We start from the raw sequence: 23,860 nt of genomic DNA on the forward strand, positions 1-23,860 counted from the left end.
CCAAATCGTTACCCTATTGAATACTTTCTCTGCACACGTCTGCAAGCTGCACACGCATCTTAAAGAAACTTCTGTCGCTGCAGACGGTTAAAACCCGCAGCGGCGGTCGGGAACTGCCGCCCGTCGCCATACGTTTAACATAGGAAACCTGCAGCCAGTCGCTTCACGCGGGATTTGATTACCGTACCGAGGCAATTACCTTGTTGCGGCAAGGGTGCCTGGCTTGAAAGCAAGGAGCATGACATGCGGTGGAAAGGGCGGCGGCAAAGCCGGAATATCGAAGACCGGCGGGGCCGCCGGATGTCCGGCAAAGGTGCCGGGATCGGCGGCGCCGGCCTTCTGCTCATTGTTGTCGCCGGGGCCTTTTTCGGCGTCGATCTGACGCCGCTGCTGCAAGGATCCGCACCGCAATCCAGTACCAATGCTCCAGTCACTGCAGCCGATCAAGAGGCTGCTGAGTTTGTCAGCGTCGCCCTCGCTGATACCGAAGTTGTATGGACCTCCATATTCGAACAGCAGCTTGGACGGCGGTATAATCCGGCCATTCTTGTCCTTTACAAGGGAGTTACCCAGTCTCCTTGCGGCGGTGCAAACGGCGCAACTGGACCATTCTATTGCCCACTGGACGAAAAGGTCTATCTCGACACTTCCTTCTTCACCACACTCAGCCAGCGGCTGGGCGCGCGGGGCGATTTCGCAGCCGCCTATGTCGTCGCCCATGAAGTTGCTCACCATGTTCAAAACGAGCTTGGCATCCTTGGCGAGACCCAGCGCGTCAGAGCCCGTGTGAGCGAAGTTGAATCCAACTCGATTTCTGTCCGTACAGAACTGCAGGCGGACTGCTTCTCCGGGATCTGGGCGCGCTACGCGCAGGACGCGCTGGGCACGCTGGACCCCGGCGACGTCGAAGAGGCGATGAATGCCGCAAAGCAGATCGGTGATGACACATTGCAGCGGAATGCCGGCCGAGTGCCCCAGCCGCACACGTTTTCCCACGGCACCAGCGCACAGCGGCAAAAGTGGTTTGCCCGCGGGTTCCAAACAGGTGAAGTAAAGTCCTGTGATACTTTCTCAGCCAGTTCCTTGTGACGCTTTGAGTGTGCAGGCCATTGAATTCCTTTGATGCCGGTGTTTGTCTAGCAACACGCAGCACCGCACGGGACACGCAGGGCTGAATGATTTCAGCCGCTTGCGCGGTGCTGCAGCAAACCAAGGGAGGCAGCAGAATGAAAGTTGACGGGACACACTACCGTTCCCTGTGGTGGAACCACGAACAGGACGCGTTGCAGATCATCGACCAGCGCTGGCTGCCGCAGGAGTTCCGCATTCAGAAGATCGAAACGCTGCAGGACTTTGCCGATGCCATTGTTGAGATGCGGGTCCGCGGTGCTCCCTTGATCGGGGCGACAGCTGCCTATGGCATGGCCCTCGCGATGCGCCTGGACCCGTCCGATGCTTCCATGGATCAGGCCTGGAACTTTCTCAACGCGACCCGCCCGACCGCGATCAACCTGCGCTGGGCCCTAGACCGCTGCCGCGGGCATCTGCGGCCCCTGGATGAGGCAGAGCGGGCCGAAGCTGCGTTGGCTTTGGCACATGCAATTTCGGATGAGGACGTCGAAATCAACCGCTGCATTGGCGCGCACGGGCTGGAACTGATCCGGCAGATCGCCGCCGAAAAACCCGCGGGTGAGCCGGTCCGGCTGCTGACACACTGCAACGCCGGCTGGCTGGCAACTGTCGACTGGGGCACAGCCACCAGCCCGATGTACCAGGCGCATGAGGCAGGCATTCCGATCCACGTCTGGGTCGACGAAACACGACCCCGCAACCAGGGTGCGCTGACCGCCTGGGAACTGGGCAGCCACGGGATCAGCCACAGCTACATCACAGACAATGCCGGCGGTCACCTGATGCAGCACGGTCAGGTTGACCTGGTCATCACCGGCACCGACCGCACCACCCGCCGCGGCGATGTCTGCAACAAGATCGGCACCTATCTGAAGGCACTGGCCGCCCACGATAACGGGGTTCCGTTCTACGTCGCCCTGCCCTCGCCGACCATCGACTGGACGGTCTCTGACGGGGTTGCGGAAATCCCGATCGAGGAACGCAGCGAGAGTGAGGTCACCCATGTTCAGGGCAAGACCGAAGACGGAGCAATCGGCACTGTGCAGGTAACACCGGACGGAACCCCAGGTGGCAACCCGGCCTTTGATGTGACGCCGAACCGGCTGGTAACCGGGCTGATAACTGAGCGCGGCATCTGCAAAGCATCCGAGGAAGGTCTCGCGGGCCTGTTTCCCGAAATGGCCGCAGCAAAATCCGCCTGATGCCCGGGTCGGTCCAATGAAACCACCGCACCGGGACTGCACCGATCTCAGGCAGGCCGTGATTGACGCCTGCCTGGAAATGAATGCCGCAGGGATCAATCAGGGTACCTCCGGCAATATTTCAGTTCGCGCGGGTGATCACATGCTGATCACCCCGTCGGGAGTCCCATACGGGAAAATGGCGCCTGAAGATCTTGTCCTGATGCCGCTGGACGGCAGCGCCGCACCGGAGGGACAGCTGAAGCCCTCGACCGAATGGCCCTTTCATCTGGCAATCCTGAAGGCCAAACCCGGCGTGCATGCCGTGGTCCATGCCCATCCCGTCTATTGCAGCGCGCTGGCGATGAACCGTCAGGCAATCCCTGCCTGCCACTACATGGTCGCGGCCTTTGGCGGCAGCGATGTGCCAGTGGCGGATTACGGGCTGTTTGGCAGCCACCAGTTGTCGGAGAATATCAACCGCGCCTTGCAGGACCGCAGCGCATGCCTGATGGCAAACCATGGGGCGGTAACCACCGGGGACAGCCTTTCGCGAGCCCTGTGGCGAATGGTGGAATTAGAAACACTGTCAAAGGGCTACGTGACAAGCCTAACCATCGGCAAACCACACATCCTGAGCGAAGACGAGATTTCGGAAGTTGTGGCAGCTTTCTCGGATTACGGCCTGAAAGACAGCCGATGACCTTGCAAATACGCAAAATGGAGCCGGTATGGAACATCCGCTGATCTTCGATGGGCATAACGACCTGCTGCTGCAGTTCCAATCCGGCAATGTCACAGAAGATAAGAATGGTTTCCTGGGGTCCGGCGGCCATCACATCGACTTGTCCAAAGCTCAGAAAGGCGGCTATGCAGGCGGCCTGTTTGCGATCTTCGTTCCGGACGAAGCCGACTCAAGCTTCATGGAAGAAATGATTGCCGAGAGCTATGACCTGCCCTTGCCGCCAGCCCTGGACTGGTCGCGATCAGCGCAAATCGCGCTTGCTCAGGCCGCGATACTGAAACGTCTTGAGCGTCAAGGTGCGCTGAAGATCTGCCGCACTGCTGCTGACATCCGCAACTCAATGCAAAGTGGAATCATGGCGGCCGTCATGCATATGGAAGGCGCCGAGGCAATCGACCCGGACTTTCATACGCTCGAGGTCCTGCACTCCGCAGGCCTGCGCTCGCTCGGCTTGGTGTGGAGCCGTCCCACGATCTACGGCAACGGCGTGCCGTTCCGCTTTCCCTCAAGCCCCGACACCGGCCTCGGCTTGACACCAGAAGGCATCCGGTTGGTAAAAAAATGCAATGAACTTAAACTCCTGATCGACCTTTCTCATCTGAACGAAGCGGGTTTCTGGGATGTTGCCAGCCACAGCAGAAAACCTTTGGTCGCAACCCACTCCAATGCGCACGGCCTGTGCCCGCACAGCCGCAACCTGACGGACCGGCAGCTACATGCGATCCGCGACAGCGATGGCTTGGTCGGGCTGAATTTCGCCGTTGCCTTCTTGCGCGAAGACGGTCGTATGGACGCGGACACGCCAGTTGCCAAAATGATCGAACACCTCGTCTACCTTATCGACGAGCTTGGTGAAGACAGAGTCGGACTGGGTTCGGATTTTGACGGCGCAACTGTGCCCGCGGCAATCCGGGATCTTTCAGGTCTGCCAGTGCTGCGCGATGCAATGAAGGCGCACGGTTTCGATGACCAGTTAATGGCCAAGCTCTGCCACGGTAATTGGCTTCGGGTTCTGGAGCAGACCTGGACATAGCATAGCCTTGCATGTCACCAGAGGCACAACTCAGCTGAACGGTGCACGGTTCCAGCTAGTCTGCGGGAGGCGTTTTCAAAGAGGCGCAGAGGATAAAGAAAACAAAGGCCTGCAGCAAGAACACGCTGCAGGCCTTTGTTTTTTTTGGTACCCAAGGCCGGACTCGAACCGGCACGCTGTCACCAGCGGGGGATTTTGAATCCCCTGCGTCTACCATTCCGCCACTTGGGCCACGCCCTGTTCCTAGCCAAGCATTCGGCCAAGGTCCAGAGGCAAACGGCACTCAGCCGCTGAAAATACACCGGGTGGCAAAATCAGCCTCTGCCCAGCTTGACGGAGCGCCGCGCGCATGCCACCTCCCTAGGAAAATGCCGTTGAGGACGCAGGACCCAGCATGCTGAAACCGTTATATGACCGGACAATGGCCTTGGCCGATCATCCCAAGGCGCTGTGGTGCCTGGCGGCGGTTGCCTTTGTTGAAAGCTCGGTTTTTCCGATCCCGCCGGATGTTCTGATGATCCCGATGATCCTGGCCCGCCCATCGCGGGCATGGCTGGTCGCTCTCGTTGCGCTGGTTGCGTCTGTGGCTGGGGGCGTTCTGGGATATGCAATTGGCTCCTTTTTTTATGAAAGCATCGGCCAGCCGGTATTGGAGGCCATGGGCAAGGGCGGTGCCATGGCAGAGTTCAACACCCGTTTCAACGATTTTGGCTTCTGGGCGGTGCTGGGCGCGGGCATCACGCCGTTCCCCTACAAGGTGATTACCATCATGTCGGGCTGGACCGGAATGCCGCTCGGCACTTTCATTGCCACCTCTATCCTAGCACGGGCATTGCGTTTTTTCATCGTAGCAGGTCTTCTGTGGCAGTTCGGTGCCCCGGTTCGCGATTTCATTGAACGCCGCCTGGGGCTGGTTTTCACTGCCTTCGTGGTGATCCTGTTCGGCGGTTTTCTGATGGTGAGGTTCATCTGATAATGCACAGGATTCTAATCGTTCTGGCAGCTGGCGGCTCTGCCGCGCTGCTTCTTGGCGCCCTTGGCTTTCAGTACATTGGCGAAATGGCACCCTGCAAGCTGTGCTACTGGCAACGCTACCCGCACGCAGCAGCCGCGGGCATCGGCCTTCTTGCGCTGATTATCCCGGGAGCTGTACTGCCTTATCTGGGCGCGCTGGCGGCACTGGCTACTGCCGGGGTCGGCGCCTATCATACCGGGGTCGAGCGCGGCTGGTGGGAGGGCCCCAGCACTTGCACGTCCGGCCCCATCGGCGGGCTGTCGCCGGACCAGCTCATGGAACAAATCATGGCTGCGCCGCTGGTACGCTGTGACGAGGTCCCTTGGGAGATGCTGTCGCTCTCCATGGCCAGCTGGAACGCACTCGCGTCCTTTGGCCTCGCGCTGTTGTGGATTTCCGCGGCAAACCACATACGTAAGCAGAGTTAACTTTTTGGTAAGCTGCAATGCGGCCTTCAAGGGATTGGCCACATTGCAAAATCTTGCGTCAGGTGTCCTTCTTGGTTGCCAGCAGCAGATTGGTTTCGCTGCTCACCACGCCCTCGAACGTCCGGATTTTGGCCAGAGCAGCGTCGAGCGTTTCCAGCGTCTCCGTCCCCAGTTCAACAATCAGATCCCAGCGACCGTTGGTGGTGTGAATCGCCCGCACCTCCGGCAGTCCCTGCAGTTGCCGGGTGATCCGGCTGGTGCCACGGCCCTCGATCCCGATCATCATCAGTCCGCGCACCGGGTCCCGCAGCACATCCTCCTTCAGGACAACGGTAAATCCAAGAATATCCCCCCGCGCCTGCAGCCGCTCGATCCGTGCCCGCACTGTGGTCCGCGACAGGTTCAGTTCCAGCGCCAGATCCGAAAGCGACGCCCGCGCGTTATGCCGCAGTGCTGAAACCAGCCGCTCATCCGTTTTGTCCATGTCCCATCCCATTTTGATCAATTGCCCATCATTATGGGCAAAATGATTGCTGGATTCCATCACGTTTCGGAAGTTTCTAGTATCAAACCTGAAATTTTGGGAGATCAAAACAGTGACATCACAACACTGCATCCTGATTGGCGCCCCTGTAGACAGCGGCAAACGCAGGGCTGGCTGCCTTATGGGCCCTGACGCCTACCGCACTGCTGGTATCACCGAAGCCCTGCAAAGCCTGGGCCACACTGTTGAGGACCTCGGCAATCTGGCACCGGACGACCACATGGAAGATACCAATGATGGCGTCATTTATGCCCGCAACGAGACCATTGGCTGGACCTCTCGCCTAGCCAAGGCTGCCGAGAACGCGCTGGAGCGCGGTATGCCTGTCTTCCTCGGCGGCGATCACTCACTGTCGCTGGGCTCTGTTGCCGGAGCCGCCAATCATGCTGCCAAAGCGGGCCGCCCCCTGTTTGTGCTATGGCTTGATGCGCACACGGATTTCCACACGCCGCAGACAACGGACAGCGGTAACTTGCATGGCACACCTGTAGGATATTTCACTGGCCGCAATGGCTTCGATGGCTTTCCTGAGGTGACCAATCCGGTGCCGCAGGAAAACGTCTGCATGATCGGCCTGCGTTCAGTTGATACGCAAGAGCGGCTGGCGCTGGAAGGCAGCAGCATCCTGACTCATGACATGCGCCATATTGACGAAAACGGCATTGCCGGACCGCTGAACCGATTCCTGGAGCGGGTTGCGCAGGCAAACGGCATGCTGCATGTCTCGCTGGACGTTGATTTCCTGGACCCGTCTGTGGCCCCGGCCGTCGGCACCACCGTTCCCGGCGGCGCCACCGTGCGCGAGGCACATCTTGTTTGCGAGATCCTGCATGACTCCGGCCTGATGAGTTCGCTGGATCTGGTTGAATTGAACCCTTTCCTCGACGAGCGCGGACGCACCGCGCATTTGATGGTGGACCTCTGCGCCTCGGCACTTGGCCGACGCGTCTTTGACCGCCCGACACGGAGCTACCAGTGAGCAGCCTGCAAGCCCCCTCAGCGGTAGTGATGGTGCGCCCGCACCACTTCCGCTCCAATCCTGAAACACAGGGTGATAACGCTTTCCAGACGCTTGCGAATACCTCGGCGGAGACCACCGCCGCGCAGGCGCTGGCAGAGTTTGACGGCGCTGTGGAAACCCTGCGCGGTGCTGGCGTTACGGTTCATGTGTTCGACGACACCACCACCGAAACGCCTGACAGCGTGTTCCCGAACAACTGGTTCTCTACCCATGCCGGCGGCCACGTTGCGGTGTACCCGATGTACGCCGAAAACCGGCGCAAGGAACGCCGTTGGGACGTGATTGAGCTCCTTAAGCGCGACTACCGTGTGCAGGACGTGATCGACTATTCCGGCCTGGAACAGGACGGTTTATCGCTGGAGGGCACCGGCGCCATGGTGCTCGACCATATCGGGCGCATTGCCTACACGGTGAAATCCAACCGCGCCGACCCGGTGCTGCTGGAACGGTTCTGCACCCATTTCAACTTTGAACCCATGGTGTTCGAAGCCAAAGATGATGCAGGCCGCGACGTCTACCACACCAATGTTCTGATGGGCATCGGCACCGAATACGCGCTGATTTGCCTGGATATGATCGTTGATCCGGCCCGCCGTGCCGAAGTTGCGGCCCGGCTGGAGGAAACAGGCCGCCGGGTCATAGACCTGACGCCAGCGCAGATCGCCAGTTTTGCGGGCAATGCCTTGGAACTGACAGGCCGCAGGCGTCTTCTGGCACTTTCTGCCAAGGCGCTTGAGGCGCTGCGCCCGGATCAGATTTCGGTCATTGAGCAAAGTGCCGAGCCGCTGCCCCTGACCATCCCAACTATCGAAACCGCAGGCGGGTCGGTGCGCTGCATGCTGGCAGGCATCCACCTCAGCCCCCGTGAAAGGAAAACCGCATGACACAGCCTTCGGATAAGGCCCTGGTGCCTTTTGTCAGCGTCGACAACATGATGCGCCTCATTCATCACGTTGGCATCGAACAGATGCTGCGGGATCTGGCCGACTATGTCGAACAGGATTTCAAGCGCTGGGAGCTGTTCGACAAGACCCCGCGTGTTGCCAGCCATTCGGACGTTGGCGTGATCGAACTGATGCCAACCTCGGATGGCGAGGCCTACGGCTTCAAATACGTGAACGGCCACCCCAAGAACACCTCCGAAGGGCTGCAGACCGTCACCGCTTTCGGCCTTCTGGCGGATGTCTACACCGGCTACCCGGTGCTGCTGACCGAGATGACCATGCTGACTGCCCTGCGCACCGCGGCAACCTCAGCCATGGCGGCCAAGTACTTGGCCCCCAAAGGCGCCACCACCATGGCAATGATCGGCAACGGTGCCCAATCTGAGTTCCAGACCCTGGCTATGAAAGCGATCATCGGCCTGAAATCCGTGCGGCTTTATGACAAGGACGCGGCGGCGACTGCAAAATGCGCCCGCAATCTGCAGGGCCTGGGGATTGAGGTCGTCAGCTGCAAGACACCGGAAGAAGCCATTGAAGGCGCGCAGATCCTCACAACCTGCACCGCCGACAAGCAGTACGCCACCATCCTGACCGACAACATGGTCGGCAGCGGTGTGCATATCAACGCCATCGGCGGCGACTGCCCTGGCAAGACCGAACTGGCCGCGGGCATCCTCAGCCGCTCCGACGTCTTTGTCGAATACCCGCCGCAAACCCGGATCGAAGGCGAAATCCAGCAGATGCCGGAAGATTTTGCTGTGACCGAACTGTGGGAAGTCATTGCAGGCAAGAAACAGGGCCGCACCGGCGACCGCCAGATCACCCTGTTCGACAGCGTCGGCTTCGCGATCGAGGACTTCTCTGCGCTTCGCTACATCCGCGACCGAATTAAGGGCACGGACTACTTTATTGATCTGGACATGCTTGCGGACCCGGATGACCCGCGCGATCTGTTCGGTATGCTGCAGCGCGCAAAGGCCTGATCCTGTTCCTGCGTTTGCCGTTAACGCGGTAAGCGCAGAATTAGCGACGAAAAAGTGCATTCATTGGGGAACCAATCTGCGCCTCGCGCGTCTTGCTCAAGTAGGCAGCCTGCCGCTGCTACTGGACACGTCCCCAATTTGTCCGACAACTCGCCCCCGCCCTCTGCTGGCGGGGGCTTTTTCATTAATTGGAATCTTTTGCATCCARTAGCCGTGGAACCTTTTGCCTGCCTATCCGTTGACCCTGCACAAGGCGCTGATTGATGCGCTGCAAACGGGAAGCAGATGCAAAGGAAAGTAAGCATGACAAAGACAGCCGCAACAAAGCAGTTTTCCAACGCCGACTCCGCATCTGAAGAGCTCTCGGGCGAGCGGCTGGCTGACCGTGCTAAAGAGCAGGCCCAAGAGGCTGTTGAGCAGGCACAGGAAAGCCTGCAAGCAGGTATCAGCTATGGCAAGAGCGAAATCGAACGTCTCACCAGCCAGTCGCAGGACTTCATCAAGAAGAACCCAGGTCTGGCCGTGGCCGGTGCGCTTGGGGCCGGCGTGCTGCTTGGTCTGGCGCTGCGCAGACGGTACTGATCTTCCAACCATTCCAACATGTTACAGAAAGCTGCGCAGATCGCGCAGCTTTTTCTTTTAAGTTTCCCGCATCCAACTGATTGCGCCCCTTTCAAGCCGAAACAACTTGCAACCGGGAACCTTAACCCACCTCCCGGCGTTTACCCTTCAGAAGCAATTTCCCAAGGGAGAACATCATGGAATATGGACTTATTGGTCTGCTTGTTCTGGCAGCAGACATCTATGCGATCATCAAAATTGTCTCCTCCAGCGCCTCTGCCGTGGCAAAAATTCTCTGGGTTCTGCTGATCCTTCTGCTGCCGGTCGTGGGCTTCATTATCTGGCTGATTGCCGGTCCGAAATCTTCTGCCGCCCATATCTGATCAACGCGATGGCATCACACGCTGGCCTGGCTCAAACAATGTCAGGCCGCGGACGCCCCCTGCGCAGGCTCAACCTGCGGAACGCGCTGCAATGCAGCGCACGGATACCCGAGAGGCTTTGAAATGACCAACACTTCCGATTTGGAACAACAGGCACGCAGTCAGGCGGCTGATTTGGGCCGCAAAGCCAAGGCTGCGGTGGCAGGAAAACTCCGTGAAGCGACGGACGCCGCCCAGTCTCAAGCCGCACAGGAGGTAGAGGACACGGCGGATGCAGCAGATGCCGCCGCCAGTGCATTCTCTCCCGGCTCGATGCAGGCCAAGGCTGCAAGCATGGTTGCCGGTCATTTGGAGGATGCAGCCCACCGTGTCCGGACGCTCGACATCGAACAAACTGTTGAGGATGTCAGCGCCTTCGCCCGCCGCAACCCGCTCTTGTTCTTGAGCGCGGCTGCTTTTGCTGGTTTCGCAGCAACCAGGTTTCTGAAGACGCACGACCCCGATCCTGAAATGCCTTCCAGAACTGTCCGCAATCGCGCTCCGGTGCACGAGGGAGGCGGTCATGGCGTATCGTGATTTGCGCGAGTCGCCGCAATTGTTGTTTGAAGCACTCCGTCATTTTGCAGCACTGCTGCGCAGTGAAGCGGAACTGGCCAAGGGTGAACTGAAAGAGAAGGCAGCCAGCGCCGGAACAGGCCTCGCCTGTCTGGCCGCCGCAGCAGTACTGGCTCTGGCCGGTTTGCATGTGCTCGCGGCTGCGCTGGTTGCCTGGATTGCATCCGCTGGTTTGCCACCGGGACTTGCTGCGTTGCTCGTCGGCGGCGCGCTTATGGCAGGCGCCGCAGGCCTTCTCGCCGCGGCCAAAGCGCGTCTGAACGGCAAGGCTCTAATGCCCTCGCGTACCATCCGCAGCGTCCAACTGGACGCCGCCAGCATCAAGGAGGCCACTCATGACCGGAACTGACAAGCTCGAACAGCAAGCCGAAGTAAACAGACGCCGCTTGGCAGTTTCTCTGTCCGGGCTGTCCGGCACCTTGTCGCCGCGCCATGTCACAGACCAGCTAGCAGCAACGGCCCACGGATATGGCGGCCAGCTGGGCCACGAGGCAATGTCTGCTGCCAAACGCAACCCGGCAGCGCTGCTTCTCACCGGCGCTGGCCTTGCACTGATGTTAACAGGCACGGGCAGCCGCCCGAAGGCTCCGGCGGCCAGGCCCGCTGCTGTTCCGCCCGAAGCTGCATTCCAGGGCTTTGATGACCGTGTGGCCGCGGCGGATGCCGCCATGAAACAGGAGATGTCCGGGATGAGCGACGAAAATTTCCGCAGCAGCAAGATGCGTGAGACTTTGAATGCAGGGTTGGATGCTTTGCCCGATGCCGCCCGCAAAAGGGTGCTCAAGGCCCGCACCGCCGCATTGCACGCTCAGGAAAAGGTTGAAGCACAGGCCGCTCGCGCTGTGGCTCAGGGCCGGACTTTTTACAATCGGAACCCGCTGGCCGCAGGTGCTATTGCACTCGGCCTGGGCGCGCTGATCGGTGCGCTCCTGCCGCCGACACGCCGAGAAGACGAGTTGCTGGGTTCCCACCGGGATGCACTGGCCGCCAAGGCGGAAACGGCCCTGCGGGAAGAGATGGATAAACTGTATCACAGGGCCAGCGCCAAACTTGATTCAGATGACAGCGGGCTGCCGCCCCGAACCGCTGCCCGCTAATGGCCATGCCCGGATTTCTGAAAACTGCCCTTAGCGGCCGGGGGGTCCGTGTGATGCTGATGATCCTGACGATCATCAGCATCACTGCTGCCTTGCAACTGGCGCAGCAAATCCTTGCCCCGATGAGCTTTGCGCTTGTGCTGGGAGTGGTGGTGTCCCCGCTGGCCGACAAGCTGGCGCGCGCCGGTGTGCCGCGGCTTGCGATCGCCCTGACGCTGCTCCTGCTGTGTACGCTGTTTGTTGCTATCATCCTTCTCCTGATCGAACCGCTGATCAACGTGCTGATAGACGAACTGCCCCGTATAAAGTCGGTTATGGCCGGCCTGATCGACCGTGCCTCTTCTCTGCTGCGGGGCATCGAAACAATCAGTCAGGAAATCGAAGAAAGCGTGGGCGCTGAAGCGGTGGAACCGCAAACTGCAATCCCCTCAGTCGGCGATGCCCTGTGGCTGGCACCGAGTTTTGTTTCCCAGGTTTTCATCTTCGTGGGCACTCTGTTTTTCTTCACGCTGACCCGCAACGATCTATACCGCCTGACGGGGCCGCTGAAGACCAGGCTGAAGCACGCAGATACCGTTGTCGCACGTTACTTTGCCGCGATCACTCTGGTGAACACCGGCCTGGGCGCTGTTACAGCAGCCGCGTTGATGGCGCTTGGTGTTGAATATGCCCTTCTGTGGGGCCTGGCGGCGGGCCTGCTGAACTACGTGCTGTACCTGGGCCCGTTGCTGATAACGCTGAGCCTGGCCATTGCCGGGATGCTTCAGTTCCATGGCGTCTATGCTGTACTGCCACCGGCTGCGTTCCTGCTAATCAACCTGGCAGAGGCTAACATTGTAACGCCCCTGGTCGTCGGCCAGCGAATGGCGATCAATCCCTTGCTGATCTTCATGTCGATTGTCTTCGGCTTGTGGCTGTGGGGGCCTGTCGGTGCCTTCGCGACATTGCCTCTGCTTCTTTGGCTTGGCGTTCTGCTGGAACCGCAGCCAGAGTCGAAAGGCCGCACGGAAGAGGATCCGCTGCGCGAAGTCATGTAAAACCACGTTCGCGTCCCACGCAGTTCGCGGTCACTGCCATCACTCCACCTGCTGCTGATCATCCAGCAGGTTTTCGCCGCCGTCGAGCCCCTTGCGTTCCCGTTCCGCAGCCTCTGCCACGGCCGGTTCTGGCCTCGCAGGATCCGCGGCCTCTGGCAGATCGGCTGGTTCGGTTTTGGCTGGTCGTCTTGCGTCAACGGACTCATCCGAAGACGGCACTGCCGTCTGCGCGCCATCAAGGCGCACCCGGTAGATCGGCTCAGGAAGACCGAAGCCCGCAGCTTCCAGCGCCAGCTTGGCGGCCCGGATCGCTTCGCCACGCGCCTTGGCGAAATCCACCTTGGTCTGATCCACCCAGCCGGTGAAAGTCAGGATCACGTTGGAATCCCCTACCTCGCTGATCCAAGCGCCGACTTCCGGCTCCTTCAGCACAAACGGCTGCGCCTCCAGCGCGGCTACAGCCGTGGCCAGCGCCGCAGCCAGATCCGCATCCGCGTCGACGCCGAGATTGAAGCCAAACCGGCGCCGGGGATCACGGGTGAAATTCACGATACGGCCCTTGAACACGGTGGCATTCGGAATTCGGATATGGTTTCCCTCGGGCGAGATCAGAATGGTCGCACGCGAGGTGAGACGGGCGACAGTTCCCTGATCGCCCTGGATGTCGACAAAATCGTTGGGCCGGAAAGGCTGCCGAAGGCTGAGCAGGATGGAGGCAATAAAGTTCTCCACTGTATCGCGCACCGCAAAGCCAAGTGCCAGACCGACGACACCAGCGGCGCCCAGGACAGCGCCGATCAGCGCAGTTGCGTTCAGGATGTCCAGCGCCAGCACCAGCCCCGTGAGGATGAACAGGATGCGCGCGACGGCCCGGTATACGTCAGCGATAAAGGCGTTGGGGGCAAGCCGGGACCATATTCCGATCCGCGTGGTCAGCAGCCAGCCCCCCGCCGCGACCACCAGAAATGCCGTCAGCGCCACAAAAAAAATCGGACCATTTGCCAGCAGGTTACGTGTTCTTGCTGCGATCCGTTCCATCGCCGGGGCCAGCCGTTCCTCCAAGGTTCCGCTGATCTCAGTTTCGTTTTCGATCGCAACCACGCCCTCAACCCGGTTGATAATCTGGTTCAGCCGGTCCTGCGCCGCATTGTCGATTACTTGCCCGGTAATCCTGACGACACCCTCGGAGACGGAAACATCCACGGCGGCGAACCCATCAATCTGCGCCAGAAGCTTTTCGATCCGGTTGAGGATCTCACTATCGCGCACAGCCTCCGCGCCAACTTCGATCTGGCCGTCTGTCTGAACGGGACCGTCTGCAGATTGCGCCAGGCCACCCGACGCAGTGAAGGAAAGCACCGCGGCGGCTGTCACCCCCAGAAACATACGCAATAGAACGCGGCTTGCAGTCACGGACCTCTTAACTCCCCCTTTAAGCGTCAACTCGGCTTCCTCCTCAGAGCAATAGCGGCGTTAAAACTACACGGCCTGTTCTTCGACCAATACCCCGGTGGACTCGACTGAGCATTACCTAAAGCAGAACAGCAGGGCTGAGCTCGCAGAGTGATACATCACTGCTCCACTGGGAAGGCCCGCAGAAGGATCCTCACGGGTTTCCGCCTCTGCTCGCTTATCGATTTTTCCGGCGAATTGCAGCGCATCTCACCGGATCCAATTAATCTGAGACAACTCAAACACAAAGGCACAAGGCAAGAAACAAACCGAAAACGACAAATGACCTGCCTGCCAGCGGTCAAAAAATCTCACTTATACATTTGATAAGTAACAGAAAATACCAAATATCAAATCGGAAATCCTTATTCCGCAAACCAGCTCCGACAGAGCAGTAATTTTTTTAGCAACTGCACGCTGGTATGTCACAGTTTAATGCGGCTTTGCTGCCCAGGTGGCATGGCTCCTTCATCACTTAAGGAGACCATATGGGCACTGAACCTAGTAGTGCGGACGCACCTATTCTAATTCTGACCGAAAACACGTTCGAGGCCCTCGACATCAACGACTATTTGATGCGCCGGGGGCTGGACAACATTGTCAGCGAAACCAAAATCGAGCGTTGCGATACATTCCTGGATGACAGCACGCCGCCTCCACGGCTGGTGTTCTTCGCATTCTCCCTCGGTGTTCCTGCGGCCCGGAACTGGGTTCTTGCCGCGCGTGACAAGGGGTGGCGTATCATTCTGGTCAACGGGAAAACCACAGACCCGGATGTGAAGGGGCTGCCAATGCTGACCAGGCCATTCGCGACCGCGCATCTGGACGCAGTCATGGAGCAAATCGGGGATTAGCCACTGCTGACTTCGTTTAGGCACAGGAAAAACAACTGAAAAGGCGACATGGCCTTTTCAGACCATTCCCCAGGCGCGCGCTGCAGATTTCCTTTAGGGTTTTCAGAAGCAGGAGTTCCCCCTGCTCCTCACTTCAGGCGTCCAGCTCGGTATCCCAATACAGGAAGTCCATCCAGCTTTCATGCAGATGGTTCGGCGGAAACTTGCGCCCGGTATTCCGCAACTCCTCTGCTCCGGGCCGACGCGGCGGCTTGCGCAGCGACATACCCGCCCGGTGAAGTGACTTCGACCCTTTCTTGAGGTTGCAGGGACTGCAAGCGGCAACGACATTTTCCCAGCTGGTCACCCCGCCGGCCGCCCGCGGCACCACGTGGTCAAACGTCAGCTCGCCTTTGCTGCCGCAGTACTGGCAGCAGAATTCATCCCTCAGAAACAAATTAAAGCGCGTGAAGGCCACGCGCTTTTGAGGTTTCACGTAATCTTTCAGAACCACAACAGACGGTATTCGGATCTGGGTGCTCGGACTATGCACAACTTCGTCATATTCGGCGACGATGGCCACCCGGTCGAGCCATGCCGCCTTGACCGCGTCCTGCCAGGACCAAAGTGACAGCGGATAATATGAAAGCGGCCGGTAGTCCGCATTCAATACCAATGCCGGGTGCTGTTTCAGCGCCCCGGGAGATCTGACAAACTCTGCTCTGAAATCGCCATCCATTTTTGAACGTCTTCCTCGCCCTGATCTTCCGTTTCCCGGAACCAGAGCGGGGAACCCGCCCCAGCCTAAATTTGACTATATATCGTGGTTGGCACCTGACAAGCCCCAATGATCCACAATATGTCGGGAGCAAGCTGCGCTGATTCCATGACAGGCCGATGACAGTTATCCACAGGCTGCAACAGGGACAGCCTCTTGCCCTGTTGCCCCAGTCCGCCTATTGCGCGGCCATGACCCGCTTGATCCGCTTCAACAAACCCTTCGACGTTCTGCCGCAATTTACCGACCGCGGCAGCCAGGACAGCCCGCGGGCGACGCTCAGCCAGTATATCGATTGCCCCGGCGTCTATGCCGCCGGCCGGCTGGACCGCGACAGCGAAGGACTGATGCTGCTGACGGACAATGGCCGCCTGCAATCCTGGATCACCGATCCCAAGCACAAAATGGACAAGACCTACTGGGTGCAGGTTGAAGGCATACCCAGCGCAGAGGCTCTCAAGCTGCTGGCAGAAGGCGTTGAACTGAAGGACGGAAAAACCCGGCCCGCCAAGGTGCTAGCGATCCCGGAACCGCCCGGTCTCTGGGCGCGCACGCCGCCTGTCCGGGTGCGAAAAACAGTCCCCGACAGCTGGATCGCACTCACCATACGGGAAGGCCGCAACCGGCAAGTTCGGCGGATGACGGCGGCGGTCGGGCACCCGACCCTGCGGCTGATCCGATACAGCATCGGCGCCTGGACGCTGGACGGCTTGGCTCAGGGCACTTGGGAGGATCTGGAACCGCCGCGCGTGCCCGGCCCGCCCAAACCCTCTCAGAAACCGCCGCACAGGCCCAAGGCTGTATCGCCGCGCCCGGCGAAAGGTGACAGGCCCCGCCGCCGCTGATAACCTGCAGCCATGCTGCCCCAAGCCCCTGCACCGCAAGCCATTCTCGAAGCCGCGCTCTATGTGGATGATCTGGATGCCGCCGAGGAGTTCTATGGCCGCATTCTGGGACTGGAATGCATACAGAGAGTCGCGAACCGCCATGTGTTCTTCCGCTGCGGCAGTTCCGTCCTGCTTCTGTTCAATGCGTCAGAGACAGTGAAACCGCCCGGGAATCCGCGATTGCCGGTCCCTCCGCATGGCGCACAGGGTCCAGGGCACGTCTGCTTCGCCCTCAACCGCGAAGACCTGCTGGCAATGCGCGACAGGCTCCGCGCCGCCGGTGTTGACATAGAGGCAGAATTTGACTGGCCGCATGGACCCCGGTCTATTTACTTCCGGGATCCAGCTGGAAACTCAGTCGAGATTTCCGAGCCGAATTTGTGGTCGCATTAGACCGCGGCAAAATCGGAAATTCTTTCAACTGCGAACAGTTACAGGCTCAACTTGTCCCGCATAAAGGCCAAAGCGACGCTCAACCCATCCGGTGCGATGCCGTGGGCGGTGCCCTTTTGGATGTGCGCAAAGACATCCTGGAAACCCGCCTCCTGCAGCGCCTCAGCAGCCTCCGGCAGTGATTGCACCGGCACCACGTCGTCCTGATCGCCATGCACCAGCAGAACCGGCATCTTTGAAACGGTCTCATCCTTCAGCAGTTCAGGCGCCAACAGACGGCCGGAGAAAGCCACAATCCCGGCAACCGCATCTTCGCGCCGCGGTGCCACATGCAGGCTCATCATCGTCCCCTGGCTGAAACCAAACAGCACAACTTGCTCAGGCAGCACGTCCTCGTCAACCATCAGCGCATCGAGGAAGGCGTTCAGATCCTCGACCGCGGCCTGCATTCCGCGCATGCTTTCTTCCTCGGAGGAACCATCAATCCAGGGGATCGGAAACCACTGGAAGCCGAACGGCGCCCCCGCACAGGCCTCGGGCGCATCGGGTGCGACAAACAGCGTGTCCGGCAGATGTTCGCCCAGCGGATCGGCCAGCCCCAGCAGGTCCGCTCCATTGGCGCCATAGCCATGCAGAAACACCACAACAGACCGGGTTTCGCCGGAGAGCGGCTCCTTGCGGCCGGCATTCAGTACACGAGTCATCGGATTCCTTCCCTGTCCTTCGCCACCCGGTAATAGGCCCACAGAATGCGCGCCGCAACCGACCGCCACGGCGACCATGCCTCCGCAATTTGCCGCATCTCCCGTTCCTTGGGACGTGCAGGTAAGTCAAACAGCACCCGTGCTGCTTCTTGCAGCGCTAAATCACCATGGGCAAACACATCCGCTCGGCCCAAAGAGAACATCGCGTAAATCTCCGCGGTCCAGACGCCTATGCCCGGCACCTGCACCAGCGTGGCGATCACCTCGGCATCAGGAGCATTGCGCAACATCTTGAAATCAATGCGCGCTTCCGCCAGCGCACGGGCATAACGGATTTTCTGGCGGCTGAGGCCTGCTGCGCGCAGGTCCTCGTCCGTTGCCCAAAGTATCTTGCGCGGGCCGGTCAGTTTGGCGTCTTTCATCCGCTTCCAGATCGCATTGGCAGACGCCACACTCACCTGCTGGCTGACAATGGCGCTCAGCAATTCGGCAAACCCTTCGGGCTTGCGCCGCAAGGGCAGCGGACCGGTCAGTTCCAGCACCTCGGCGAAACGGCTGTCATGCGCTGCCAGCCATTCAGCGCCCTCAGCAACGCAATCGCCGCATTGAATGATCCGGCCCGCACCCGGCAGAAACTTCGGTAGATCTGACGCCACGTCACCCCCTTTGACCGCGGCAAATGGGCGGCCCTCCAGCGCGGCAAGCGCCTTGCCCCGCCCCCGGTTCACCGCTACGCATCCCATATGAGCATGACCATGACCACCCCTAGCGACGCAGTCGCCAAGAAAAACGTTGCCATCCTGGTGCTGGCCCAGGCGATCCTCGGCGCGCAGATGCCGATGATATTCATCGTTGGCGGGCTTGCGGGCCAGTCACTGGCCTCCAACCCCTGCTTTGCGACGCTACCGATCTCGCTGATCGTGGGCGGCTCGATGCTGGCGGCCACGCCGGTTTCGGCAATTATGCAACGCTGGGGCCGCCGGGCTGGTTTCTTTGTCGGCGCCGCCTTTGGCGCGACAGGCGGGTTGGTTGGCGCCTACGGTCTGTATCTCGGTTCCTTCCCGGTCTTCCTGCTCGGCAGCCTGATGACCGGCGTCTACATGAGCGCGCATGGCTTCTACCGGTTCGCAGCCGCTGACACCGCCTCAGAAGCGTTCCGTCCTAAGGCGATTTCCTATGTGATGGCAGGCGGCCTTGCAGCTGCATTGATCGGCCCGCAGCTGGTCAAGCTGACCAGCCAAGCCTTTGTTATTCCTTTTCTTGGCACCTACCTGACGGTGATTGCTGTTAATGTGTTCGGCGCCGCGCTGTTCCTGCTTCTGGATATTCCCAAACCACCAGCACCCAGCGATGACAGCCCCAAAGGGCGCAGCCGTCTTGAACTGCTGAAGACGCCGGTTATCGCCGTCTCTGTAATCTGTGCAATGGTTTCCTACGCATTGATGAATCTTGTCATGACATCGACCCCGCTGGCTGTGGTAGGGTGCGGTTTCACTCAGGGCAATGCTTCCGATGTGGTGATGTTCCACGTTCTGGCGATGTATGTGCCGTCCTTCTTCACCGGCCATTTGATTGCCCGTTTCGGCGTGGAAAAGATCGTCGCTGCGGGTCTGATCATTCTCGCAGGAGCTGGTGCAGTTGCACTGCAAGGCGTTGAACTGGAGAACTTCTTTATCGCGCTTGTGCTGCTCGGCCTTGGCTGGAATTTCGGCTTCATCGGTGCCACCACAATGCTGGCCGGCGCCCATGACAGCCACGAGAAAGGCCGGATGCAGGGTTTGAATGACCTGCTTGTATTTGGCGGTGTCACCATGGCGTCGCTGGCCTCCGGCGGCCTGATGAACTGCTCCGGCGGCAATCCGGTGGACGGCTGGAACGCGGTCAACATGGCCATGGCGCCCTTCCTGGTTCTGGCGGGCGGCGCGCTGATGTGGCTGGTGATGCGGCCCAAGGAAGCCTGACCGGTTCCGCTTGAACGCCAGGACAAATGTAAAAGGCGCCCAGACGGGCGCCTTTTTGTTTCACCTCAGGTCTTCACCAGCGCCCTGTAACCGCCCGCCGCATCAGCCCTGCCCGGCGCCGGAACTCGCTTTGGCCAAGGGCGCCCTGCGCAACCCTCTCAGGCTCCCGGATTGCCTGCTTCAGAACCGCCTTAGCCTGCCATCCCGCCAGCAGAGCGGTCCCGGCATCTTTCGAAACGCCAGCTCGCCGCTCCCGAGCTTTACTTAGCCTTTCCAATCCCTTACGCGCCAAAGATTGCACACCTTCCAAGGTGCCGTCCAGCAACGGGATCCGTTTCTGCGCTTCCAGTTCAGGGATTGCCCGCAACCAATTTGCGACACCAACGCCATAGCCGAAGTTCCTGACCACAGCCTCATCCGCCTGCCCCAGTGAAGCCGCCGCCATCCACATCAGCGATCCGCTGGTCCGGTCGATATAGCGGTCAAATTCCGCCTCATCTTCAAAGGGATCCTTGTAGATATCCCAGCGGCGTGCCTCGGCCATACCGTCGATACAGGCCGCCAGTTCAGGCGTCAGCAGCTTGGAAAGCGGCGTCGCCACATAGTGGCGGCGCACCGGCTTTCCTTCTGCAATTTCGGCCCCCACATCGCGCCACCATTGCACCCTCATCTCCGCAATCATGCTCTCCTGGCTGGCCCAGGGGGCCCGCGCCAGTTCAATATTGAAGGCATACAGCGCAAACAGCAACGGCCGCGCCCTGACCGGCGCGGCCATGACCGCCAGAAACCGGTTCGCGTCGCTCTTTTGAACCAGTTCCGCGCAGGCCGTCAGGTCGTCGTCAAACCGCATCCGCCTGCCCGGCCCTGCTGTCATGAATCAGCTTCCAGCGGATGGCATCCAGCAGCGCCTCGAACGAAGCGTCGATTATGTTCGCACTGACCCCGACCGTGGACCAGCGGTGCCCCTGGCTGTCTTCGCTGTCGATAATGACCCTGGTTACGGCCTCGGTGCCGCCTTGGGTTATCCGCACCTTGAAGTCAACCAGCCGCATATCCTCCAGCTGCGCGGAATAGCGCCCCAGATCCTTGCTCAGCGCCCGCGCCAGCGCGTTCACCGGGCCGCGATCGCTGCCGGTTTCATCCAGAGACTCGCTGACGGACAAGCGTTTCTCGCCGTCGACCTTCACCACAACCACCGCCTCTGACAGGCTGACCATGCGGTTATACTTGTTCTTGCGCCGTTCAACGGTGACCTTGTAGCGCTTGACCTCAAAGAAATCAGGCAGCTGGCCCAGTTCCTTGCGTGCCAGCAGTTCGAACGACGCCTGCGCGGTGTCATAGGAATAGCCTTCGGCCTCCCGCTCCTTGATCCGTTCCAGGATCCGTGCCAGCGCCGGGTTGCCGTTTTCAACACTCAGGCCGGCATCGGTCAGCCGCTTGCGCAGGTTCGACTGGCCGGCCTGGCTTGACATCGGGATCACCCGCGCATTACCAACCTTGCCCGGCTCGATGTGTTCATAAGTTGAGGGGTCTTTCAGGATCGCGCTGGCATGCAGCCCCGCCTTATGGGCAAAGGCCGAGGCCCCCACATATGCCGCCTGACGCACCGGAACACGGTTCAGGATATCGTCCAGCATCCGGCTTGTCCGGGTCAGTCCCGCAAGCGCTTCCAGGCTCACGCCGGTGTCGAGTTTGCTGGCGTAGGGTTCCTTCAGCAGAAGCGTCGGAATCAGCGCAGTCAGGTTGGCGTTGCCGCAGCGCTCCCCCAAACCATTCAAGGTTCCCTGGATCTGACGCGCCCCGGCATCAACCGCTGCGAGAGAACAAGCCACAGCATTTTCCGTGTCATTATGGGTGTGTATGCCCAGTTTCTCACCCGGAATTCCAGCTGCAACCACCTCGCTGACGATCCGGTGCACTTCCGCAGGCAGCGCGCCGCCATTGGTGTCGCACAGCACCACCCAGCGGGCCCCGGCCTCCAGCGCTGCGCGGCAAGCGGCCAGGGCATACTCCGGATTGTCCTTGTAGCCGTCAAAGAAATGCTCGGCGTCAAACAAAGCTTCCCGCCCCTGTGCCACGATGTGTGCTACCGAGGCCCGGATGTTTTCCAGGTTTTCGTCCAGCGTGATCCCCAGTGCATGGGTCACGTGGTAATCGTGGCTCTTACCGACCAGACAGACCGCCTTGGTGCCCGCGTTCATCACCGCCGCCAGAACATCGTCGTTTTCCGCCGACCGGCCTGCCCGCTTGGTCATGCCAAAGGCTGTCATGGTGGCGCGGGTTTGCGGCGCCTCCGAAAAGAACGCGCTGTCGGTCGGGTTGGCACCCGGCCAGCCGCCCTCGATGTAGTCGATGCCCAAGGCGTCCAGCGCTGTCGCTATTTGCTTCTTTTCTGCAGTGGAAAACTGCACCCCCTGGGTCTGCTGCCCGTCCCGCAGGGTTGTGTCGTAAATATAGAGGCGTTCTTTGGCCATCAAAGCGCCTCCAGCTTGGCGGGGTCAAAACCGGCACCCGGCACCAGTTCGACACCGGCCTTGCTCATGCGCACTTCCAGGCCAGCCGCGACAAAGGCCGCTTTCAGCTGATCAACTTCCGAGAAATCCTTTCTTTCCATGGCCTTCTGCCGCGCTTTAAACAGCTTATCCTCGTAGGCAGACAGGTCAACCGAAGGGGCAGATGCCCAGTCGCCCATCTCCTCCGACAGCAACCCCAGCATCTGCGCCGACGCCAGCAGCCCGGCAGCATCGCCCGCTGCCGCCAGCTTGTGCAGCTCCGCAATTGCGCCTGCGGAATTGAGGTCATCCGCCAGCGCATCCAGGACCGCGGCGGCAGCGCTGGACGCGGGTTCGATGCCCGCGGTCAGCGCCCGCCACTTGCGCAACGTCGCCTCTGCCTCCTTGGCCTTCTTGTCGGTCCAGTCCATCGGCTTGCGGTAATGGGTCTGCAGGAACACCAGCCGGATAACCTCGCCCGGATACCCCTGATCGAGCAGATCGCGGACGGTGAAGAAGTTGCCCAGGGACTTGGACATCTTTTTACCCTCAACCTGCAGCATCTCGTTATGCAGCCAGTACCGTGCAAAGCTGTCATCGCCATTGGCGCAGCAGCTTTGCGCAATTTCATTCTCGTGGTGCGGAAACATCAGGTCGTTGCCGCCGCCGTGAATGTCGAAAGTCTCGCCCAGCAGTTCGTAGGACATCGCCGAGCATTCGATATGCCAGCCCGGCCGGCCGCGGCCCCAGGGGCTGTCCCAGCCCGGCAGATCATCGCTGGAGGGCTTCCACAGCACAAAGTCCATCGGGTTCTTCTTGTAAGGCGCCACTTCAACCCGGGCACCGGCGATCATGTCGTCCACCGACCGGCCCGACAGTTTGCCATAGAGCTCCTTCCAGCTGTCGACGGCAAACAGCACATGGCCCTCAGCGGCATAGGCATGACCCTTGGCGATCAGATCCTCGATCATCGCCACCATCTGCGGAATGTACTGCGTCGCGCGCGGCATGTGGTTCGGCTCCAGCGCGCCAAGCTCACCCATGTCGTCCAGGAACCACTGCGTCGTCTCGGCAGTAATGTCGCCAATCGGCCGTCCGCTCTCCGCAGCGCGGGCATTGATCTTGTCATCCACGTCGGTGAAGTTCCGGGCGTAAGTCACTTTATCCGCGCCATAAACCTCGCGCAGGAGTCGGTAGAGAACATCAAACACCACCACTGGGCGGGCATTGCCCAGATGCGCCCGGTCATAAACCGTGGGACCGCAGACATACATCCGCACGTTTTCGGCGTCGATCGGCTCAAAGACCTCTTTCTTGCGGGTCTTCGTGTTTTGCAGCTTGATCACTCTGTCCATGGTTCCCATGCCCGGTTCCTTTCGCATGCCCAGCCAATAGCGGCAGGCACTACCCAATGCGCGCAGCGCGGGCTTAGCAACTTGTCAGGGAAATGAAAACGACAGAAACCAGCCCGCTGATATGTCAGCAGGTAATGCAGCAGATAATGGTGGTGCAATTCTGGTTCATGCAGGCTGCTTAGCACGCAGCTGCAGTTCCGCCAAGCTTTTTGGATGCCGGAAACAGCAAAGGCCGCCCGCCTGCCTTGGGTACAGTCCGGGCGGCCAGCGGCGCGGCGGAACAAGCG

27 protein-coding genes and 1 tRNA gene are annotated in these 23,860 nt (G+C 60.1%); 19 read left to right on the plus strand and 9 right to left on the minus strand.

Annotated features, from left to right (window positions below; all coding sequences use genetic code 11):
* The first annotated feature begins 243 nt into the window (after positions 1–243).
* The 4 genes from ypfJ to A9D60_RS08690 all read left to right on the plus strand — a co-directional run bounded on the left by ypfJ (position 244) and on the right by A9D60_RS08690 (position 4,090).
* Complete coding sequence (ypfJ, locus tag A9D60_RS08675) at positions 244–1,089, plus strand: KPN_02809 family neutral zinc metallopeptidase (RefSeq protein ID WP_065267207.1); 846 nt, start codon at positions 244–246, stop codon at positions 1,087–1,089.
* Between the two features lie 137 nt (positions 1,090–1,226).
* Positions 1,227–2,333 (plus strand): S-methyl-5-thioribose-1-phosphate isomerase, encoded by a 1,107-nt coding sequence (mtnA, locus tag A9D60_RS08680; protein ID WP_065267362.1) that lies wholly within the window; start codon positions 1,227–1,229, stop codon positions 2,331–2,333.
* 16 nt (positions 2,334–2,349) lie between these two features.
* Entirely contained in the window at positions 2,350–3,015 is a 666-nt protein-coding gene (locus A9D60_RS08685; RefSeq protein WP_065267208.1) for a class II aldolase/adducin family protein, read from the plus strand.
* Positions 3,016–3,043: 28 nt separating this feature from the next.
* The gene (locus A9D60_RS08690) at positions 3,044–4,090 is read left to right on the plus strand and encodes a dipeptidase (RefSeq protein WP_065267209.1); all 1,047 of its coding nucleotides are present in this window, start codon (positions 3,044–3,046) and stop codon (positions 4,088–4,090) included.
* 145 nt (positions 4,091–4,235) lie between these two features.
* On the opposite strand, the gene A9D60_RS08695 is transcribed toward A9D60_RS08690, so the two are convergent.
* Positions 4,236–4,321 (minus strand) — tRNA-Leu (locus tag A9D60_RS08695).
* A 163-nt stretch (positions 4,322–4,484) separates the two neighbouring features.
* Between A9D60_RS08695 and A9D60_RS08700 the strand changes: the two genes are divergently transcribed.
* Both A9D60_RS08700 and A9D60_RS08705 read left to right on the plus strand, forming a co-directional pair.
* A complete protein-coding gene (locus tag A9D60_RS08700; protein ID WP_065267210.1) occupies positions 4,485–5,063 on the plus strand; it encodes a YqaA family protein in 579 nt (192 codons plus the stop codon).
* A 2-nt stretch (positions 5,064–5,065) separates the two neighbouring features.
* Positions 5,066–5,533 carry a disulfide bond formation protein B gene (locus tag A9D60_RS08705; RefSeq protein ID WP_065267211.1) on the plus strand — a complete coding sequence of 156 codons (468 nt, stop codon included), beginning with the start codon at positions 5,066–5,068 and terminating at the stop codon, positions 5,531–5,533.
* A gap of 58 nt (positions 5,534–5,591) precedes the next feature.
* Here the strand turns inward: A9D60_RS08705 and A9D60_RS08710 are convergent, their stop codons facing one another.
* Positions 5,592–6,017: an Lrp/AsnC family transcriptional regulator gene (locus A9D60_RS08710; protein WP_065267363.1), complete on the minus strand. Its 426-nt coding sequence runs from the start codon at positions 6,015–6,017 to the stop codon at positions 5,592–5,594.
* Positions 6,018–6,129: 112 nt separating this feature from the next.
* On the opposite strand from A9D60_RS08710, the gene rocF reads away from it, so the two are divergent.
* From rocF to A9D60_RS08755, 9 genes are all read left to right on the plus strand, one after another.
* Positions 6,130–7,056, plus strand: coding sequence for an arginase (rocF, locus tag A9D60_RS08715; protein WP_065267212.1), 927 nt, complete (start codon positions 6,130–6,132; stop codon positions 7,054–7,056).
* Positions 7,053–7,982, plus strand: a complete 930-nt coding sequence (gene ctlX, locus A9D60_RS08720) for a citrulline utilization hydrolase CtlX (RefSeq protein WP_065267213.1) — start codon at positions 7,053–7,055, stop codon at positions 7,980–7,982. The genes rocF and ctlX overlap by 4 nt, the downstream gene beginning before the upstream one ends.
* Positions 7,979–9,025: an ornithine cyclodeaminase gene (locus tag A9D60_RS08725; protein ID WP_065267214.1), complete on the plus strand. Its 1,047-nt coding sequence runs from the start codon at positions 7,979–7,981 to the stop codon at positions 9,023–9,025. The genes ctlX and A9D60_RS08725 overlap by 4 nt, the downstream gene beginning before the upstream one ends.
* 303 nt (positions 9,026–9,328) lie before the next feature.
* Positions 9,329–9,607, plus strand: a complete 279-nt coding sequence (locus A9D60_RS08730) for a hypothetical protein (protein ID WP_065267215.1) — start codon at positions 9,329–9,331, stop codon at positions 9,605–9,607.
* A 176-nt stretch (positions 9,608–9,783) separates the two neighbouring features.
* Complete coding sequence (locus tag A9D60_RS08735) at positions 9,784–9,969, plus strand: PLDc N-terminal domain-containing protein (protein ID WP_039183038.1); 186 nt, start codon at positions 9,784–9,786, stop codon at positions 9,967–9,969.
* A gap of 123 nt (positions 9,970–10,092) precedes the next feature.
* A complete protein-coding gene (locus A9D60_RS08740; protein WP_065267216.1) occupies positions 10,093–10,545 on the plus strand; it encodes a hypothetical protein in 453 nt (150 codons plus the stop codon).
* The gene (locus tag A9D60_RS08745; protein WP_065267217.1) at positions 10,532–10,933 is read left to right on the plus strand and encodes a phage holin family protein; all 402 of its coding nucleotides are present in this window, start codon (positions 10,532–10,534) and stop codon (positions 10,931–10,933) included. Before A9D60_RS08740 ends, A9D60_RS08745 begins: the two co-directional genes overlap by 14 nt.
* Positions 10,920–11,681 (plus strand): hypothetical protein, encoded by a 762-nt coding sequence (locus tag A9D60_RS08750; protein WP_065267218.1) that lies wholly within the window; start codon positions 10,920–10,922, stop codon positions 11,679–11,681. Before A9D60_RS08745 ends, A9D60_RS08750 begins: the two co-directional genes overlap by 14 nt.
* Positions 11,682–11,734: 53 nt before the next feature.
* Positions 11,735–12,718 carry an AI-2E family transporter gene (locus tag A9D60_RS08755; RefSeq protein WP_254656652.1) on the plus strand — a complete coding sequence of 328 codons (984 nt, stop codon included), beginning with the start codon at positions 11,735–11,737 and terminating at the stop codon, positions 12,716–12,718.
* 39 nt (positions 12,719–12,757) lie between these two features.
* On the opposite strand, the gene A9D60_RS08760 is transcribed toward A9D60_RS08755, so the two are convergent.
* A complete protein-coding gene (locus tag A9D60_RS08760; protein WP_065267219.1) occupies positions 12,758–14,104 on the minus strand; it encodes a mechanosensitive ion channel domain-containing protein in 1,347 nt (448 codons plus the stop codon).
* Between the two features lie 554 nt (positions 14,105–14,658).
* Between A9D60_RS08760 and A9D60_RS08765 the strand changes: the two genes are divergently transcribed.
* The gene (locus A9D60_RS08765) at positions 14,659–15,024 is read left to right on the plus strand and encodes a hypothetical protein (protein ID WP_065267220.1); all 366 of its coding nucleotides are present in this window, start codon (positions 14,659–14,661) and stop codon (positions 15,022–15,024) included.
* Between the two features lie 133 nt (positions 15,025–15,157).
* On the opposite strand, the gene A9D60_RS08770 is transcribed toward A9D60_RS08765, so the two are convergent.
* A complete protein-coding gene (locus tag A9D60_RS08770) occupies positions 15,158–15,742 on the minus strand; it encodes an HNH endonuclease (protein WP_039183049.1) in 585 nt (194 codons plus the stop codon).
* A gap of 230 nt (positions 15,743–15,972) precedes the next feature.
* Between A9D60_RS08770 and A9D60_RS08775 the strand changes: the two genes are divergently transcribed.
* Together A9D60_RS08775 and A9D60_RS08780 are read left to right on the plus strand one after the other, a co-directional pair.
* Positions 15,973–16,626 (plus strand): pseudouridine synthase, encoded by a 654-nt coding sequence (locus A9D60_RS08775; RefSeq protein WP_065267365.1) that lies wholly within the window; start codon positions 15,973–15,975, stop codon positions 16,624–16,626.
* A gap of 12 nt (positions 16,627–16,638) precedes the next feature.
* Entirely contained in the window at positions 16,639–17,061 is a 423-nt protein-coding gene (locus A9D60_RS08780) for a VOC family protein (protein WP_065267221.1), read from the plus strand.
* Between the two features lie 38 nt (positions 17,062–17,099).
* Here the strand turns inward: A9D60_RS08780 and A9D60_RS08785 are convergent, their stop codons facing one another.
* Both A9D60_RS08785 and A9D60_RS08790 read right to left on the minus strand, forming a co-directional pair.
* Positions 17,100–17,765: an alpha/beta hydrolase gene (locus A9D60_RS08785; RefSeq protein ID WP_065267222.1), complete on the minus strand. Its 666-nt coding sequence runs from the start codon at positions 17,763–17,765 to the stop codon at positions 17,100–17,102.
* Positions 17,762–18,508 carry a DNA-3-methyladenine glycosylase family protein gene (locus A9D60_RS08790; RefSeq protein ID WP_254656653.1) on the minus strand — a complete coding sequence of 249 codons (747 nt, stop codon included), beginning with the start codon at positions 18,506–18,508 and terminating at the stop codon, positions 17,762–17,764. Before A9D60_RS08790 ends, A9D60_RS08785 begins: the two co-directional genes overlap by 4 nt.
* Between A9D60_RS08790 and A9D60_RS08795 the strand changes: the two genes are divergently transcribed.
* Positions 18,509–19,726, plus strand: a complete 1,218-nt coding sequence (locus A9D60_RS08795; RefSeq protein ID WP_065267223.1) for an MFS transporter — start codon at positions 18,509–18,511, stop codon at positions 19,724–19,726.
* A gap of 73 nt (positions 19,727–19,799) precedes the next feature.
* Here A9D60_RS08795 and A9D60_RS08800 read toward each other — a convergent pair whose 3' ends face one another.
* From A9D60_RS08800 to cysS, 3 genes are read right to left on the minus strand one after another with little or no spacing between them, the layout of a single operon-like run.
* Positions 19,800–20,576 (minus strand): squalene/phytoene synthase family protein, encoded by a 777-nt coding sequence (locus A9D60_RS08800; protein WP_065267224.1) that lies wholly within the window; start codon positions 20,574–20,576, stop codon positions 19,800–19,802.
* Positions 20,566–22,200 (minus strand): citramalate synthase, encoded by a 1,635-nt coding sequence (cimA, locus tag A9D60_RS08805; protein ID WP_065267225.1) that lies wholly within the window; start codon positions 22,198–22,200, stop codon positions 20,566–20,568. The genes A9D60_RS08800 and cimA overlap by 11 nt, the downstream gene beginning before the upstream one ends.
* Positions 22,200–23,582: a cysteine--tRNA ligase gene (cysS, locus tag A9D60_RS08810; protein WP_065267226.1), complete on the minus strand. Its 1,383-nt coding sequence runs from the start codon at positions 23,580–23,582 to the stop codon at positions 22,200–22,202. The genes cimA and cysS overlap by 1 nt, the downstream gene beginning before the upstream one ends.
* Positions 23,583–23,860: the final 278 nt, after the last annotated feature.

This window comes from Leisingera sp. JC1 (genome assembly GCF_001679925.1).
Lineage (GTDB): Bacteria > Pseudomonadota > Alphaproteobacteria > Rhodobacterales > Rhodobacteraceae > Leisingera.